Source organism: Planococcus sp. MB-3u-03 (assembly GCF_002833405.1).
GTDB lineage: Bacteria > Bacillota > Bacilli > Bacillales_A > Planococcaceae > Planococcus.
Genome location: NZ_CP025135.1, coordinates 45,555 through 62,399, shown reverse-complemented (window position 1 = coordinate 62,399; position 16,845 = coordinate 45,555). Strand labels below are relative to the sequence as shown.

15 protein-coding genes are annotated in these 16,845 nt (G+C 50.6%); all 15 read right to left on the bottom strand.

Features of this window, described 5'->3' with window-relative positions; genetic code table 11:
* Positions 1–7: 7 nt before the first annotated feature.
* Complete coding sequence (gene mfd / locus CW734_RS01455) at positions 8–3,541, bottom strand: transcription-repair coupling factor (protein WP_101189159.1); 3,534 nt, start codon at positions 3,539–3,541, stop codon at positions 8–10.
* A 109-nt stretch (positions 3,542–3,650) separates the two neighbouring features.
* Positions 3,651–4,211 (bottom strand): aminoacyl-tRNA hydrolase, encoded by a 561-nt coding sequence (gene pth, locus CW734_RS01450; protein ID WP_101189158.1) that lies wholly within the window; start codon positions 4,209–4,211, stop codon positions 3,651–3,653.
* A 108-nt stretch (positions 4,212–4,319) separates the two neighbouring features.
* Positions 4,320–4,970 (bottom strand): 50S ribosomal protein L25/general stress protein Ctc, encoded by a 651-nt coding sequence (locus CW734_RS01445; RefSeq protein ID WP_101189157.1) that lies wholly within the window; start codon positions 4,968–4,970, stop codon positions 4,320–4,322.
* A gap of 101 nt (positions 4,971–5,071) precedes the next feature.
* Positions 5,072–6,034 carry a ribose-phosphate diphosphokinase gene (locus CW734_RS01440; RefSeq protein ID WP_058382226.1) on the bottom strand — a complete coding sequence of 321 codons (963 nt, stop codon included), beginning with the start codon at positions 6,032–6,034 and terminating at the stop codon, positions 5,072–5,074.
* Between the two features lie 17 nt (positions 6,035–6,051).
* Positions 6,052–7,422 carry a bifunctional UDP-N-acetylglucosamine diphosphorylase/glucosamine-1-phosphate N-acetyltransferase GlmU gene (gene glmU / locus CW734_RS01435; RefSeq protein ID WP_101189156.1) on the bottom strand — a complete coding sequence of 457 codons (1,371 nt, stop codon included), beginning with the start codon at positions 7,420–7,422 and terminating at the stop codon, positions 6,052–6,054.
* A 300-nt stretch (positions 7,423–7,722) separates the two neighbouring features.
* Positions 7,723–8,007 (bottom strand): septation regulator SpoVG, encoded by a 285-nt coding sequence (gene spoVG / locus CW734_RS01430; RefSeq protein WP_101189155.1) that lies wholly within the window; start codon positions 8,005–8,007, stop codon positions 7,723–7,725.
* 148 nt (positions 8,008–8,155) lie between these two features.
* Positions 8,156–8,533 (bottom strand): RidA family protein, encoded by a 378-nt coding sequence (locus tag CW734_RS01425; protein WP_101189154.1) that lies wholly within the window; start codon positions 8,531–8,533, stop codon positions 8,156–8,158.
* 1 nt (position 8,534) lies between these two features.
* Positions 8,535–9,359 (bottom strand): pur operon repressor, encoded by an 825-nt coding sequence (gene purR / locus CW734_RS01420; protein ID WP_101189153.1) that lies wholly within the window; start codon positions 9,357–9,359, stop codon positions 8,535–8,537.
* A 57-nt stretch (positions 9,360–9,416) separates the two neighbouring features.
* Positions 9,417–10,280: a 4-(cytidine 5'-diphospho)-2-C-methyl-D-erythritol kinase gene (gene ispE, locus CW734_RS01415; protein WP_101189152.1), complete on the bottom strand. Its 864-nt coding sequence runs from the start codon at positions 10,278–10,280 to the stop codon at positions 9,417–9,419.
* A 140-nt stretch (positions 10,281–10,420) separates the two neighbouring features.
* Positions 10,421–10,684 carry a biofilm formation stimulator Veg gene (gene veg / locus CW734_RS01410; protein WP_058382232.1) on the bottom strand — a complete coding sequence of 88 codons (264 nt, stop codon included), beginning with the start codon at positions 10,682–10,684 and terminating at the stop codon, positions 10,421–10,423.
* A gap of 161 nt (positions 10,685–10,845) precedes the next feature.
* The gene (rsmA, locus tag CW734_RS01405) at positions 10,846–11,724 is read right to left on the bottom strand and encodes a 16S rRNA (adenine(1518)-N(6)/adenine(1519)-N(6))-dimethyltransferase RsmA (protein ID WP_101189151.1); all 879 of its coding nucleotides are present in this window, start codon (positions 11,722–11,724) and stop codon (positions 10,846–10,848) included.
* Positions 11,721–12,281 (bottom strand): ribonuclease M5, encoded by a 561-nt coding sequence (gene rnmV, locus CW734_RS01400; RefSeq protein WP_058382234.1) that lies wholly within the window; start codon positions 12,279–12,281, stop codon positions 11,721–11,723. The genes rsmA and rnmV overlap by 4 nt, the downstream gene beginning before the upstream one ends.
* Positions 12,282–12,396: 115 nt before the next feature.
* Positions 12,397–13,776, bottom strand: a complete 1,380-nt coding sequence (locus tag CW734_RS01395; RefSeq protein WP_101189150.1) for a resuscitation-promoting factor — start codon at positions 13,774–13,776, stop codon at positions 12,397–12,399.
* Between the two features lie 86 nt (positions 13,777–13,862).
* The gene (locus CW734_RS01390; RefSeq protein WP_101189149.1) at positions 13,863–14,630 is read right to left on the bottom strand and encodes a TatD family hydrolase; all 768 of its coding nucleotides are present in this window, start codon (positions 14,628–14,630) and stop codon (positions 13,863–13,865) included.
* A gap of 189 nt (positions 14,631–14,819) precedes the next feature.
* Positions 14,820–16,781, bottom strand: a complete 1,962-nt coding sequence (metG, locus tag CW734_RS01385; RefSeq protein WP_101189148.1) for a methionine--tRNA ligase — start codon at positions 16,779–16,781, stop codon at positions 14,820–14,822.
* Positions 16,782–16,845 lie beyond the last annotated feature (64 nt).

The window sequence follows — 16,845 nt, the reverse complement described above, 5'->3', positions numbered from 1 at the left end:
CCCCACATCAACCGACCGACGCCTCTTCCCTAACAGAGTCGGCTAAAATCTCCATCATGCCTTCAAGCACATCAAATGGATGGTGTTTGCCGGTCTTCTTGCCGTCTATATTCAAAACGAGTGCCTGGCCGTTCATCGTGAAGCCGACTGCACGCCCGTAGTTGCCGGATGCTTCGACGACTTTTCCGCCGTCCATCGCTTCCGTTCCGGCATCGCTCAATTTGATGGTGACGCGATCTCCTTGCTGTTTGATTGATTCGACACCGGCAGCACGCGCCCAGACTTTCATGCGGGCGATGCGCAGCAATTGCTCGGCTTCGATCGGCAAATCGCCGAAGCGGTCGATCAATTCATCCTGCAAGTCGATCATTTCTTCCGCAGTTTCCATGTTTTTGACACGCTTATACATTTGGATCTTCTGGTAACCGTCGGCAATATAACTGTCTGGAATATACGCGTCTTCCGTCAGCGAGATTTCCACTTCCGGCACGACTTCTTTCTTCATGCCGGTGCGGCGTTCTTCGATCGCTTCTTCGAGCATTTGCGAATACAAATCGAAACCGACCGAGTCGATAAAGCCGTGCTGCTGGGAGCCAAGCAAATTGCCCGCCCCGCGGATCGACAAATCGCGCATGGCAATTTTAAAGCCCGAGCCGAGTTCGGTGAATTCCTTGATGGCCATCAAGCGCTTTTCTGCGACATCGGTCAGCACTTTATCGCGCTGATACATGAAATAGGCATACGCCACACGGCTCGAGCGCCCGACGCGCCCGCGCAATTGATAGAGCTGCGACAAGCCCATGCGGTCGGCGTCATAGACGATGAGCGTATTGACGTTCGGGATGTCGATGCCGGTTTCGATGATCGTCGTCGTCACGAGGACATCGTATTCGCCATCGAGGAAGCCGAGAATGATCGATTCGAGTTCGGTCTCGGACATCTGCCCATGGGCATAGCCGACGCGCGCTTCCGGAACGAGCTGCTGGATCTCGTCCACTTTGCGGGTCATGTCGCTCACCCGGTTGTATAAATAAAACACTTGGCCGCCGCGCGCCATCTCGCGTTCAATCGCTTCGCGCACGAGCCCGCCATTATGTTCCATGACATAGCTCTGCACCGGGAACCGGTTGGCAGGAGGCGTCTCGATGACGGACAGGTCGCGCACGCCGATCATCGACATGTGCAAAGTACGCGGAATCGGCGTAGCCGTCAAGGTCAATACATCCACCGTCGATTTCAACTGCTTGATTTTCTCTTTATGGGTCACCCCGAAACGCTGCTCTTCATCGATGATCAACAAACCGAGATCTTTATACACGACATCTTTCGATAAGATGCGGTGCGTGCCGACGACGACATCGACCGAACCGTTCTTCAAGCCTTTAACCGTTTCGGTTTGCTGTTTTTTCGAACGGAAGCGGCTCATGAGGCCGACTTCGATCGGGTAATCCTTGAAACGCTCGCTCATCGTTTCAAAATGCTGCTGGGCGAGAATGGTGGTCGGCACGAGGAACGCCACTTGCTTGCCGTCTAACACCGCTTTGAACGCCGCGCGAATGGCGACTTCCGTTTTGCCGTAGCCGACATCGCCGCAGATCAAGCGGTCCATCGGGCGTTTTCTTTCCATGTCTTTTTTCACTTCGTCGATGGAGCGCAATTGGTCAGGCGTTTCCTCGTAAGGGAATTCCGTTTCGAATTGGCGCTGCATGTCCTGGTCTTCGCTGAACGTAAAACCTTCGAGCGCTTCGCGTTCGGCATATAGCTTGATCAAGTCATCGGCGATATCCTGTACGGCCGCCGATACTTTCGTGCGTGTCTTCTTCCATTCGACGCCGCCCATCTTATGGAGCTTCGGCTCTTTTTCTTCCGAGGCGATGTATTTTTGGACGAGGTCAATTTTGTCGACCGGCACGAATAATTTATCATCGCCTTTATAGACGATGTGGAGATAATCTTTATGGACGCCGCCGCTTTCCAATGTCTCAATGCCGACAAAGCGGCCGATGCCGTGGTGGATGTGGACGATGTAATCGCCCGGCTTGATCTCCGAATAGCTCTTGATGCGCTCGGCATTGGTCAATTTTTGTGCGCGGGTTTTTTTCCTCGGCTGCTTTTTGAACAATTCCGCATCCGTAATGACCGCCATGCGTTGCAGCGGCATTTCAAAGCCGCCGGACAATTCGCCGTCGACGAGATAGGTTTTGCCGTCTTGGACGATGGTTTTTTCGGTAATGATTTCCGCTTCCATCTCGTAATCGTCCAGCACGGAGCGCACTTTTTGCAGCCGTTCTTCACCGCTTGCCACGACGAAGACGCGGAACTTGCCGAGCGTCCAGCGTTCCATTTCAGCTTGCAATAAATTCATCTGCCCGTGGAACGATTGCATCGGCTTGCAGGAATAGGCGAGCGATTTCTTGATCGTGACGAGCGGGAAAGTCCGCGTAAAGAGCGACAGGAAATTGGCCGGCTGCTTGAGTTTCGACAATACCTCACGGAACGGGTACGCCAGCGCCACGTCATGGAGGAACTTTCCTTCTTCGAGGAGCGACACCGTCCACTCCGCTTCTTCACGCTCCAGCGTTTCGGTCATTTCTTGTATGCGTCCGAGCTCATCAAAAAACACGACGCCGTCTTCAGGGAAATAATCCCCGAGAAAAGCGGATTGCGAGTCGACCAAAGCTGCGTACTTCGCCAGCTGTTCCGGTTCGTCGCCGCTCCGCAATGTGTCGATATCATGCTGTACGTATTGCAGCATCAACTCTTTCGTATCGTCATCCTTGAGCTTCTTCAAGCTCGCGGTCAATTGGTCTTCGATCCGGTCTGCCAATACACGCTTCTGCCCTGCCGACAACACCAATTCAACAGCCGGCAAAATGCACAGCGACTCGATTTTCTCAAGCGAGCGCTGGTCTTCAGCAGAAAACATGCGGATGGAATCGACTTCCGTATCGAATAATTCAATGCGCACCGGATGCTCGAAATGCAGCGGATAGACATCGAGGATGCCGCCACGCAAAGCGAATTCGCCGGGTGAAGTGACCATCGTCGTGCGGGAATAGCCCATTGCAACAAGCTTCAATAGCCAGTTCTCCGTATCGAGCTCATCTCCGTCCGCAACGCGCAAAGTCGCCCCGTCCCATTGTGCAGGGGATGGCAATAATTTGCGCAAACCGGAAACCGGCGTGACGTAAATGCCTTTGCCGGTCGATTTCATATGGTCGAGCGTATCGATGCGGTGGGCCCGCAGTTCCGGACCGGAAAATGCGATATCGGCAGCGATCGTTTCTTCCGCCGGGTACAAACGCACGCGCTGCTCCCCCATCAGCCTGACCAAATCATCATAGACCCTTTGGGCATGCAGCAAATTCGGCGTCACGACGAGCAGTGGCTTGTCGAGTTCTTCATGGACCGTCTGGTAAAAAATCGGCCGCGCGCTGCCGGATAAGCCCGAGATCAGCTGGTGGTCCTGGCCTTTTTTCAGTTCTTTGATAAACGATTGAGTATGGGAATCCCCTAAAAATGTCTGCAAAATGTGCTTCATGAAGATTCCTCCTTCCTGTCCAAAATAAAGCCGTTTGATGGCTATATTACCCTTTTAAAAACGATAGGAAACGGGAAAAAGCCTTGGACGCACGCATGCGCCAAAGCGATTAACCGTTGTATTCGTTCATGACTTCGATGAATGGTTTCGACAGCCAGTAATTGCACGCATCCGCACTTTTTTTGACCGCCTCTTGCATCAATGGCTTTTCTTCAGCACTGAACTTAGCGAGTACATAATCCGGCACTTTCATCCCTGCAGGCGGGCGGCTGATGCCGATGCGCATGCGGTTGAACTGCTGGGTGCCGAGATGCTGGATCAGTGATTTGATACCGTTATGGCCACCCGCGCTGCCTTTTTGGCGCAAGCGGAGCTGGCCTGTCGGCAAATCCAGATCATCGTAGATGACAACGATGTCTTCCATATCGACATTGTAATAATCCATCAAGGGGCCGATGCATTCGCCGGATAAATTCATATAGGTCAGCGGCTTGACGAGCATCACTTTGCCTTCTGGACGGTGGACGACGGAATACATTCCCTTGAACTTGGACTGCGTGAGCGGGGCGTTCCACTCGCTCGCCAACCGGTCGATCACATGAAAGCCGATATTGTGGCGAGTTTCTTCATATGCTTTTCCTGGATTCCCCAGGCCGATGATCATTTTCATAGCAAACTCCTTTTATCTCTTCACTGCCTTTTATTTTACCATAATCCGCGCGCGTACAATAAAAACAGGGACTGCCTATCGGCAGTCCCTGTTTGGGCATTACAGGAATTATTCTTTTTCTTCGCCGGCTGCTTCTTCTTCGTTGTCGCCGATCACTTCAGGCTCTTCGCCTTCGTCTGTTGTTTCAAGCTCTTCTAGCTCTTCTTCTGTACGTGGTGCTGTAACAGAGATCAACAGGAAGTCATCGTCGTTCAAGATTTCAAAGCTGAACTTGTCGCGGATGTCGCTGACCGACACAGAGTCGCCGATTGCGAGCTCGCTGATGTCGATATCGACAGAATCCGGAATATCGCTCGGCTTGACGCGAATATGAACTTCGCGGTTCGGCTGCGTGACGACGCCGCCTTCTTTTTCGCCTGGTGATTCGCCGATCACGTGAACAGTTGCATCAACATCGATTTCTTCAGACATATTGATCGCCAAGAAGTCGACGTGCTTAAAGCTGCCTTTCAATGAATCCATTTGGTAATCGCTCAATACGACGTTCGTGCTCTTGCCACCGATTTCCAAGCTGATGACGCCGTTACGCCCAGATTCACGCAAAGTTTTGATCAAGTCGATTTCGGATACGGCAATCGGTGTCGTTTCCATTTTGTAGCCGTATACGACGCCCGGCACGTGGCCTTCGCCGCGCAAATCGGTCAATGCCGAATGCGGTTTTCCTGTTTCTCGTTTCGCTGCTGTCATTTTGATAGCCATATAATTTCAACCTCCAGTTATATTAAACACATAGTTTATAACTACCCTGTTCATATCAAGCTGAAACCTGGAAGACTCTGGCATATGCCAGCCCAGCGCCATCAATCAAATAAAGTGCTGACTGATTTCTGTTCGTGTACACGGATGATGGTTTCAGCAAGAAGCGGTGCAACCGTCAATTGTTTGATCTTGTCGATTTTTTTCTCATCTGCAAGAGCGATCGAGTTGGTTACGACCAATTCCTTGATGACGGAATCCTGAATGCGCTGGACGGCCGGGCCGGAAAGTACCGGATGCGTACAGCAAGCGTAAACTTCTTTCGCTCCGCTTTCGATCAATGCGCTCGCCGCAATCGAAATCGTTCCGGCTGTGTCGATGATGTCGTCGATGATGATCGCTGTTTTGCCTTCGACGTTCCCGACGATGTTCATCACTTCGGCAACGTTCGGGCGCGGGCGGCGCTTATCGATGATCGCAATCGGCGCTTTCAGGCGGTCCGCCATTTTACGGGCACGCGTTACGCCGCCGTGGTCAGGCGACACGATGATCGCGTTCTCGAGATCGATGTTCGGATCGTTCAGGAAATGATCGGATAGGAGTGGCACAGCTACCAGATGGTCAATCAAAATATCAAAGAACCCTTGGATTTGCGGAGCGTGAAGATCCAAGACGACAACACGGGTCGCGCCGGCTGTCTCAAGCAGGTTAGCGACGAGTTTTGCCGTGATCGGCTCGCGTGAACGTGCTTTACGGTCCTGGCGTGCATAGCCGTAGTATGGGATGACTACGTTTACGGTACGCGCAGATGCACGCTTGACGGCATCGATCATGATCAATAGCTCCATCAAGTTTTCGTTGACCGGCTGTGAAGTCGATTGGACGATGAACACATCGCAGCCACGGATGCTTTCTTCGATGTTAATCTGGATTTCTCCGTCGCTAAAATGTGTTACCGAGCTTTTGCCAAGCGGCAAGCCCACTTGCTCAGCAATTTGCTCAGCCAGTTCTTTGTTCGAGTTCAACGAAAAGATTTTCAACTTCGAGTTAGTATTTTGAATGCCCATTGGGGGGAACCCTCCTATTATTTGCGGTTTAGTTTGCTTGCGTAGCCTTCTTTATTTTCCTGGCGCGCCCGGCCGATCGCCAAGGCATCACTAGGCACATCTTTCGAGATGGTCGACCCTGCCGCTACATAAGAGCCTTTGCCGATGGTTACCGGTGCAATCAAATTCGAGTTGCAGCCGATGAACGAATCATCTTCAATGGTCGTGAGGTGCTTGTTCTTGCCATCGTAATTGACGGTGATCGTGCCACAGCCGATATTGACGCCGCTGCCGACAAGCGCATCTCCGATATAGCTCAAATGGGACACTTTGCTGCCTGTGCCAAGCTCGGCTTTTTTCACTTCCACGAAATTGCCGATCTTCACTTCATTTCCGAGCGCGGATTGCGGGCGGATATGAGCGAATGGCCCGACAGCCGTATCGTTGCCGATCGTGCTGTCATATACTTCGGAGCTGCGGATTTCCGTGCGGTCGCCGATGGTGCTGCTGACGATGCGCGTATTCGACGTGATGACGCAATCTTCCCCGATGACCGTGTCTCCTTCGATGGTGACATTCGGATGGATGATGGTATCGGCCCCGATTTTCGCCTGTGCACTGATATACGCGGTCGCTGGGTCGATAATCGATACGCCAGCGCGCATATGCTGTTCAGCGATTCGGCGGCGTAGGAACGTCTCCGCTTGGCTCAGCGCGACGCGATCATTGACACCGAGCGTCTCTTCAAAGCTGTCAGTTGCGTAGGCCGCAACGATTTCGCCTTGTTTCTGCAAGATCTCGATGACGTCCGGCAAATAATATTCGCCTTGTACATTATCATTCGAAACGTTTTTCAACGCGTCGAACAAAGCTTCGTTATCAAAACAATAGGTTCCGGTGTTGATTTCTTTCACGGCTTGCTCATCAGCCGATGCGTCTTTTTGCTCGACGATCTTCTCGACGCTTTCAGAAGCGTCCCGGATGATGCGGCCGTAGCCTGTCGGGTCTTCAGCGATAGCCGTCAGGATGGTCGCTTTAGCGCCGGTTTCTTTATGATGGTCGATGAGTGACTGCATCGTTTCCGCACGGATCAAGGGCGTATCGCCGCACACGACGATCGTCGTCCCGGCTTTCCCTTCGATCAGCGGCGCTGCTTGCTGCACGGCGTGGGCTGTGCCGAGCTGCTCTTCCTGGAGTGCATATTCGCTCATGTCCCCCAGCTGATCTTTTACTTTTTCCGCTCCGTGCCCGACGATCGTGACAATTTTCTCGACGCCAAGGCGGTGGATATTCCCCGTTACATGCTCTACCATCGGCATGCCGCACACCGGGTGAAGTACTTTATACAATTTCGATTTCATGCGCGTGCCTTGCCCGGCCGCCAAAATTACCGCATATGTATGGTCCATCGGTCGAATCCCTCCGTTTCCTGTATTTAAATTGATTAACTGAAAAATGATTGTCTGGCGAAAGGGCTACCTGGTCTAGACAAAAAAATGCCACTTTCACGTTTCCTTATTGACTATAGCTGAAAAACCCTTGATTTTCAAGGTTACAGGACATGACAATCCCATGACAAAGCCCGAAGCGAGCGCAATTGCGCGCTTTTTTCGCCTTCTGAACAAAACTGGTGCGAGAGGGATTTCTTGCCGATGGGATTTTGCCCATAAAAAAGAACCTTCTCTAGAAGTGGAAGGTTCTTCGGCGTATCAGATGCCGGCATTCTCAAGAACTGCCTGCTCTTCACTTTGTGCATATGCTTCGAGCACGGCTTCTTGCAATTTATTGCGCGTGCCGGAATTGATCGGATGTGCAATGTCGCGGAACTCCCCGTCCGGCGTCCGCTTGCTTGGCATCGCGACAAATAATCCGTCGTTGCCGTCGATGACGCGGATGTCATGCACTACGAATTCATTGTCGAGCGTGATTGAAGCGATTGCCCGCATGCGTCCGTCAGTCTGGACTCGGCGCAACCTTACATCAGTTACTTCCATTCTCAAATCTCCCCTTCTCTTGCTGTAATTTTTTGGCGCTTTTGTTTGTATTCGGGAACGAGGACTAAATTCCTTCAAAAATTACAGAATTTATTAGAAAATTTACTTAATAAATGAAAATAAAACAAAAACCACCCAAAAGGTGGTTTTATTGTGCAACTTTCGAAATGACTTCAATTTCCACTTTCACATCTTTTGGCAGGCGTGCCACTTCGACTGTGGAGCGTGCCGGCTTGTGATCGCCGAAATAAGACGCATAAATAGAGTTAAGTTCCGCAAAATCATTCATGTCTTTAATGAAGACCGTCGTCTTGATGACGTGCTGAAGCGACGATCCTGCTTCCTCTAAAACGGCCTGAAGATTGGCGAACACTTGATGCGTTTGTTCCGCAATGCCGCCTTGTGCGAGCTCTCCGTCCGCTTTCAACGGGATCTGCCCCGAGCTATAGAACATATCACCTGAAATGACGCCTTGGGAATACGGCCCGATTGCCGCTGCTGCTTTGTCTGTCGCTACGTATTTCATGTTAATCCGCTCCTTCAAAATAATTTCCGGCTCTTAATGTAATGGTCCGGTCTTTTTCACTGACTTCGTCCAATTTGACGAGGGAGAGATATTTTTCCACGAGGCGCTCATCTGCGTGCTCCGCTTCCACGAGCACTGCAACGCCTGCTAATGTGCAATCGAATTCTTCGAGCAAGTTCTTCATGCCGTTCATCGTGCCGCCGACTTTCATGAAGTCGTCGGTGATGAGCACGCGTTGTCCGCTCTTCATGCTGCGCTTCGACAACACCATCGTCTGGATGCGCCGCGTGGAGCCCGAGACGTAATTGATGCTGACCGTGGAGCCCTCCGTCACTTTGCTGTCGCGGCGTACGATGACGACTGGCACATTCAAGTGGCGCGCGATCGCCTGGGCAATCGGGATGCCTTTTGTCGCGACTGTCATGATGGCATCGATTTTCTCGCCTGCAAATGCACTGGCGAACACTTTGCCGACGCGGTTCATCATTTGGGGGTTGCCGAGCACATCGGTCATGTACAAATAACCGCCCGGCAGCAGCCGGTCCGATTGGCTCAAGTCGGTAATCAGTTCATCCATGACCTGGCGAATCTCGGCATCTTTCATCTTCGGCACGTATTTGACGCCACCGGAAGCCCCCGGCACGGTCATCAATAGGCCGATGCCTTTTTCCTCAAAAGTTTCCTTGACGATGCCTAAGTCCTCGCTGATCGACGATTTCGCTGACTGATACAGATCCGAGAAATATGTCAACGGAATCAATTGATGCGGATGTTCCAATAGATAATGCGTCATGTCGACCAAGCGTTCACTGCGCTTCCATTTCACTACTACCCTCTCCTAAACACGAATATTCTAATGAAAACTTACCATAAATATACGTATTTAAGCAAGAGGCTCCCGGTCACCGAGCAAGCGCACCGCGTAAACTTCGGAACAAAAGCCGCGCAAGCCGTTATAGATACGCGGGATCCGCGCTTCCTGGTTGACCAAGCCGAAAACGGTCGGGCCGCTGCCGCTCATGAGCACCGCGTCGGCACCGAATTTGATCATTTGTTCTTTGATCTGCCCGACTTCGGGATGCATATTCATCGTCACGCTCTCGAGCGCATTGCCGAGATTATCGCACATCGCTTCGTAATCGCCTTCACGCAGTGCCGCGATCATCGCTCGCGTATCTGGATGATCCGCTTTGTCCGGATCGAAGGCCCCGTAGACATCCGCTGTCGAGACGCCGAGCGATGGTTTGGCGAGAATGACCCAGCAATGCGGAGGCGCCGGCAGTTCTTCGATGACCTCGCCGCGCCCTGTCGCAAGCGCTGTGCCGCCGTATACGCAAAACGACACGTCAGAGCCGATTTTCGCGCCCAACTCCGCCAGTTCATCGAGCGACAGATTCAATTGCCATAGCTGGTTGAGCCCTTTCAATGTGGCCGCTGCATCGCTGCTGCCGCCAGCAAGTCCCGCAGCCACCGGAATCTGCTTATCGAGCGAGATGATGACGCCTGTCTTGATATTGAATGTATCTTTGATCAATTGCGCAGCCTGGTACGCCAGATTGCGCGAGTCATTCGGCACAAAACGGTCCGCTGACTGGATATGTATGCCTTTCGCTGTCCCTTGCAGGCCGATCCGGTCCGCCAAGTCGACGGTGGTCATGATCATTTCGATTTCGTGGTAATTGTCCGGACGCTTGTACAAGACATCCAGTGTCAAATTAATTTTGGCAGGCGCTTTTATATAGAGCATTCCACTGCCTCCTTTTCTGTTCTGATGAAAACTATTTTAACACAGACGCATGGCTTCCGAAGAACCGGAACAATAGAAAAAACCCGCTTCCGGCGAAATCACCGAAGCGGGTTGTAAAGTAAGTATGAAATAGAGTTCAATTATTTAACGACAAGTGCGTCTTCTGTTCCTTCAAAGACAGTGATTTCCACTGCTTCAGTTAAGATGTCCGCGTAGCTATAAGATACACGTTCAAATGCATGTTCATCTTGATCTAGTTCAATCACGAACACGGAGTGATAGGTTTCACGCAGAATTCCGGCACGTTCTACCGTCTTTTTGCGACCTCCGTTTGCTTTTAACAGCAACCTTTTCCCTAAATGCAGGTCTAATGACTTTTTAATCTCCGCCAAAGTTTTGGGCATTTTGTCTACACCTCACTATAGTCTAAAGTCTAGCACAAAATGACCGCGGAGTCAAATAAATTTTTAATTTTACCAATGCTTTTCAGGAATTGCAATAGTTATTTATCCGAAATATTCTACTTCCGAAAAAAACTGTGCCAAAACTGTTACAGTTTCACGGTTTAATGAAAATGCGGATATAATTTATCGGAAAGCAGCCCAAATTCCTTGATGCTGAGCGTTTCTCCACGCCGCGTCGGGTCGATGCCGGCTTCTTCAAGCGCCTGCAAAATGAAGTCTTTTTTCGCTTTCCCGTTTGGCATGGCGCTTTGCAGGTTGTTGAGAATCGTTTTGCGGCGCTGGACGAATGACCCGCGTGTCACCGAGAAGAAAAAGTCTTCATCGATGACGTTGACGATCGGTTCCGGCCGTTTGATCATGCGGATGACCGCGGAGTCGACATTCGGCTGGGGCATGAACACCGACTTCGGCACCGTCATGGCGTAGTCGGCTTCCGTATAATACTGGATGGCGATCGACAAGGAGCCGTATGCTTTCGTGCCGGGTTTCGCCGTGATGCGTTCCGCCACTTCTTTTTGCAGCATAACGACCATGCCGCGGATCGGCAACTTCTCGAGCAGTAATTTAAGGATAATCGGCGTCGTCACGTAATAAGGCAAGTTGGCGACGACCATGATATCGTCAAAACCGGCCAGTTCTTCTTGTATCGCTCTTTCAACGTCCGCTTTCAAAATATCGGAATGGATCACTTTGACATTATCATAAGGCGACAAGGTGTCTGCGAGCACCGGCAATAGCCGCTGGTCGATTTCAAACGCCAAGACTTTTCCTGCGTCTCTCGCCAAATGCTCGGTTAATGCACCGATACCGGGGCCGATTTCAATGGCGGCCGAGTCTTTTGTGAGGCCCGCCTGCGAGACGATTTTGCGTAAAATATTCGGGTCGATCAAAAAGTTCTGGCCGAGGCTTTTCTTGAACGTTAGGCCGTGTTTGGCCATGATCTCTTGCGTACGGATCGGTGTTGCTATATCTTTGGTCATGTTCTGTCCTCCTGGGTTAACGCTTGCACTGCGTCGATAAACTGCTGTTTGGTGATGCCGAACACATGCAGGCGCTTGTGCAGCTGCTTGCCGTTCGTATAGCCGATGTTGAGCGCTTCCCCAAGCTCGGTCCTGCGGGCTTTCGCGGACGGATGGGCGATGAGCCGTGCGTCGATCAAATCCTCTAAGGTGATCTCCACCGGCCGCTCTGCCGTCAGCGGCGTATAGACCGCTTCGAGCGCTTGACGGATGTCTTCATCACTGGCATGTTCAATGCCAAGCCCTTTGCCATTTTTGGCGATGGTCTTTTCTTTCGCCAAAAAGGCGTGCTTGGCATGCGGCACGTGTTCTTCAATAATAGCACGAATCCGCCTGCCCGGATAATCGGGATCGGTGAAAACGATGACGCCCCGCTTCTCCTGGGCATGCATAATCCGTCGCAAAGTCTCGTTTGAGATGGCGGAACCGTTCGTTTCGATCGTATCGGCGCCCACAGCCCGCTTAATCGCCACTGTATCATCTTTTCCTTCGACTACAATCACTTCTTGTATCTTCATAGTCTATCCCTCGTTTCTGCAGATCTCATCCATTTTACCGCGCTTCCGGCAAACATGTAAAAAGCTTTCCCGACATTCCGGGAAAGCTTTTCCTTCTATATAATACTGTATTCGATTAGTTGAGGATTTTAACTTTCACTTGCTTGCGCCCGAATGCGATGGCATCGGAACGGTTCGGCATGAACAAATCGATCTTGTTGCCTTTGATCGCTCCGCCTGTATCGCCTGCGATCGCATTGCCGTAGCCTTCTACCCAGACTTTTGAACCGAGTGGAATGACGCTTGGGTCAACTGCGATCACTTTAAGGCCCGGGTTCGCTTTCAAGTTGATGCCCGTTGCCGTGATGCCGGAGCAGCCTGTGCAGCTAGCCGTGTAAGCTGTTGCAGAGACATAGAATTCCTTGCCGCCTGCAGGTTCAGAAGCGGCTTCTTTTTTCGCTGGCTGTGGTGCAGCTTTCGCTTTTTCAGGAGCCTTTTCAGGAGCTTTCGCTACCGCTTTTGGAGCTGCAGCTTTCTTCGCCGGTGCCGAAGCTTTTTTCACTGGCGCAGCTTCTTTTTTCGCTGATGCCTGTTTAGGCGCAACTGTTTCTTTTTTCGCTGTGCCGCGCGAAACGCTCGCTACGACTGTTTTCGTGCCGACAGCCAAGATCTGCTGTTTCGGTTCTTTGACGACTTTTTCTTTTTTCAATTCACGTTTTACTTCTTTGCCGTTTTCTTTCACGACTTCGTAAGTTTTCTTAACCAATCCGTTCTGCCCTTTTTGGACAAGTTTTTCGCTGCCTTTCAAAAGGGAAGAATCTTTTCTCGTTTCCACTGCATACTTCACAGCGTCTTCCACTACATCGGTGACTTTTTCTACACGCACGACCTCGACTTTCGAGTTTGGAAGAACGAGTTCGTCCATATCCTGTTCTACGCGGTCAAGTTTGCTTAGCTCAATACTATGCTGTTTTAAAAAGTCAGCGACCGTAGTCGAAGTGGACCAGACTTTTTTGTCTTTTCCGCCATCCACGATGGTTACTTCATACGCTTTTTCTACATCGATCATTGTATCTTCATCGACGGTTTCATCTAATGCAGGGCTAACTTTGTCATGCTTTGTCACTTCAATTTCCGCTTTTTCCAAAATAGCGGACACGGTGTTCTCAGTCGTCCACGCTGAACGGGTTTCTCCATCAACGGTCACTGCGTATTGTTCTGCTTCATCCCATTCGATCGCGGTGTCGCCTTCGATCTTCGTATCGGCTGATTGGCTAAGGAAATCGTCTTTCCCGACTTCAATCGCCTGCTCGTCCAATACATCGCCAACCGTTTCTGCGTGCGTGCGGATTTCTTCCGTTTCACCGTTCGCTGTAATCGTCACCGTATTTTTCGTGCCTTCAAAAATCGCAAAAGCCAATACAGCTGCGAACAACAGAACCGTTGCGATGCTGATCGCTACCGACTTTCCTTTGAATGATTTATTGTCATTGGTATTATTTGCTTCTTTTGTCAAAAATAACTCCTCCTTTGTACATCTGAGTGATTATATGTTCGTCCCACTTCCGTGTCAACGCACATGTTTTTTTAATTAACCAGCATTTATGAAAATTTATAGAAGCGTTTCGCATTTTCCGTTGTTGCTTCAGCTACCGTTTCGACTGGCAGCTCTTTCAAGCGGGCGATCTCTTCGGCCACAAGCGTTACGTACGAAGGTTCGTTGCGCTTGCCGCGATAAGGATGCGGTGCGAGATAAGGGGCATCGGTTTCAATCATTAAATGCTCAAGCGGAATTTCAGCGGCTACTTCTTTCGGCTTTTTGGCATTTTTGAATGTTACCGGCCCACCAAGTGAAATCATGAAATTCATCTTGATGCTCTCTTGCGCTGTTTCGACGCTGCCGCCGAAGCAATGCATGACGCCTCCGACTTCCTGTGCGTCTTCTTCGCGCAATATCGTCAGCACGTCTTCTGTCGCTTCCCGGTTATGGATAATGATCGGCAAACCGACGCGTTTCGCGAGTTGGATCTGTTTGCGGAATACTTGTTGTTGGATTTCTCTCGGGGATTTGTCCCAATGGTAATCGAGGCCCGTTTCGCCGATGCCGACCACTTTTTCGTGTGCGGCCAATTGTTCGATCCATTCGAGGTCTTCGTCCGTGCAATCGATCGCATCGACAGGATGCCAGCCGACGACGGCATAGATAAAGTCATATTGCTCAGCCAATTCAATGGCGCGTTTGATCGTTTTCCGGTCGAAACCGATGACGACCATTTTCTCCACCTTGCTGTTTAGCGCGCGATCAATGACTTCCTGTAAATCTTCGTCGTATTGATCGGCGTTTAAATGAACATGGGTATCGATATACATCTTCATCAGTCTCCTTCACATAGATTACATTGTACGGGTTGAGGCCATTTCTTTCTTCACAGCCATATTACATTTGGATTACAAAACATGATGTTTTGAAGTCATTTCGTCATTTTAACTGTTTTATAGTCATTAAGTCCTCAAACGCAAAAACAGCCTACTCAACTGAGCAGGCTGTCACATGAATATTTACTTGACTTGAGTGCCGTTCGGTAACTTTTGGTCTACGGAAGCGATGGTCAAGTAACCATTTTGCTGTCCGGCAAGAATCATGCCTTGCGATAATTCACCGCGCAGCTTGACCGGTTTCAAGTTGGCGACAATGATGACTTTTTGGCCGACCAGTTCATCCGGCTTGTAATGTTCGGCGATGCCGGAGACGACTTGGCGCGTTTCATAGCCCATGTCCACTTGAAGCTTCAACAGCTTATCGGTCTTCTTCACCGGTTCACATGCCGTAACCGTCGCCACGCGTAAATCCACTTTCATGAAATCATCAATCGTAATCTCAGGGGTGTCCGGCTTTTCAGGAACGGTTTGGGCAGGCTCTTCTTTCGGCGCTGCCCCTCCGCGCATTTGGTCGCGAATATAGGCCACTTCCGGCTCCACTTCGAGACGCGGGAAAATCGGCGTGCCTTTTTTCACGACGGTCGTACCTGCAGGAATCGCGCCGAATGACTCTAATGTCTGCCATTCAAGGAATTCCGGCGTCAGCCCGAGCTGCTCGATAATTTGCTTCGGTGCATTCGGCAAGAACGGCTGCAGCATAACGGCCGTCATGCGCAAGCTCTCGGCGAGATGCGCCATGACCGACGCGAGTTGCGTGCGGTCGCCATCCTCTTTTGCCAATACCCACGGCTGCGTTTCATCGATATATTTATTCGTGCGGGAAATCAATGTCCACACTTCGCTTAACACAAGGCTGAACTGCATTTTTTCCATATGTTCTTCGTAGACAGCGACTGTGTTTTTCGCGATGGTCTGCAAAGTCTCATCGAAATCGGTCTTGAAGCCGTCGACTTGCGGCACTTCGCCGTCGAAATATTTATTGATCATCGAAACGGTGCGGTTCAATAGATTCCCGAGGTCGTTCGCCAAGTCATAATTGGTGCGCTCGACGAAGGATTCCGGAGAGAACACGCCATCGGATCCGAATGGTAGCTCGCGTAATAGGAAATAACGCGCCGCATCCAGCCCGTAACGCTCCACGAGCATTTCCGGATAGACGACATTGCCTTTCGATTTCGACATTTTGCCGTCTTTCATCATGATGAAGCCGTGTGCGAATACTTTCTTCGGCAACGGCAAGTCAAGCGCCATGAGGAAGATCGGCCAATAGATCGTATGGAAGCGCACGATGTCTTTTCCGACGACGTGGACATCCGCCGGCCAGTATTTATTGAAACTGGAATCGTCATTCGAGCCGTAGCCAAGTGAGGTGATGTAATTCGACAACGCATCGACCCATACATAGATGACATGCTTCGGATCTCCAGGAACCGGGATGCCCCAGTCGAATGAAGTCCGGGAAACAGACAAATCTTCAAGGCCCGGCTTGATGAAATTATTGACCATTTCATTTTTGCGCGATTCCGGTTCGATGAACTCAACATGCTTATCGTAATAATCAAGCAAGCGGTCTGCGTACTTTTTCATATTGAAGAAATACGATTCTTCTTTCACTTTATGCACCGGGCGTCCGCAATCCGGGCAATTGCCGTCTTCGAGCTGCGATTCCGTGAAGAAGGATTCGCAAGGCGTGCAATACCAGCCTTCGTATTCCCCTTTGTAAATATCGCCATTGTCGAGGAAGGTTTGGAAAATTTTCTCCACACCTTCCTTGTGGCGGGCTTCAGTCGTACGGATAAAATCGTCATAGCTGATGTCCATGACTTCCCATACTTTTTTCGCCGCTTCTGCCATGTCATCGACAAAGACTTGCGGTTCTTTGCCGGCTTCGCGGGCTTTTTCTTCAATTTTCTGGCCGTGTTCGTCCATGCCCGTCAAAAAACGGACATCGAAGCCACGCAGGCGTTTATAGCGCGCCATTGCATCGGATGCAACGGTCGTGTAAGCCGTTCCGATATGGAATTTTCCGCTCGGATAGTAAATGGGAGTCGTCAGGTAAAATGTCTTGTTCTTGGCAGTCACGAAAAATTCCTCCAGTTTTTTTGTATATCCTTTATTTTAACGAAGTCGCGAATTTTGTACAATG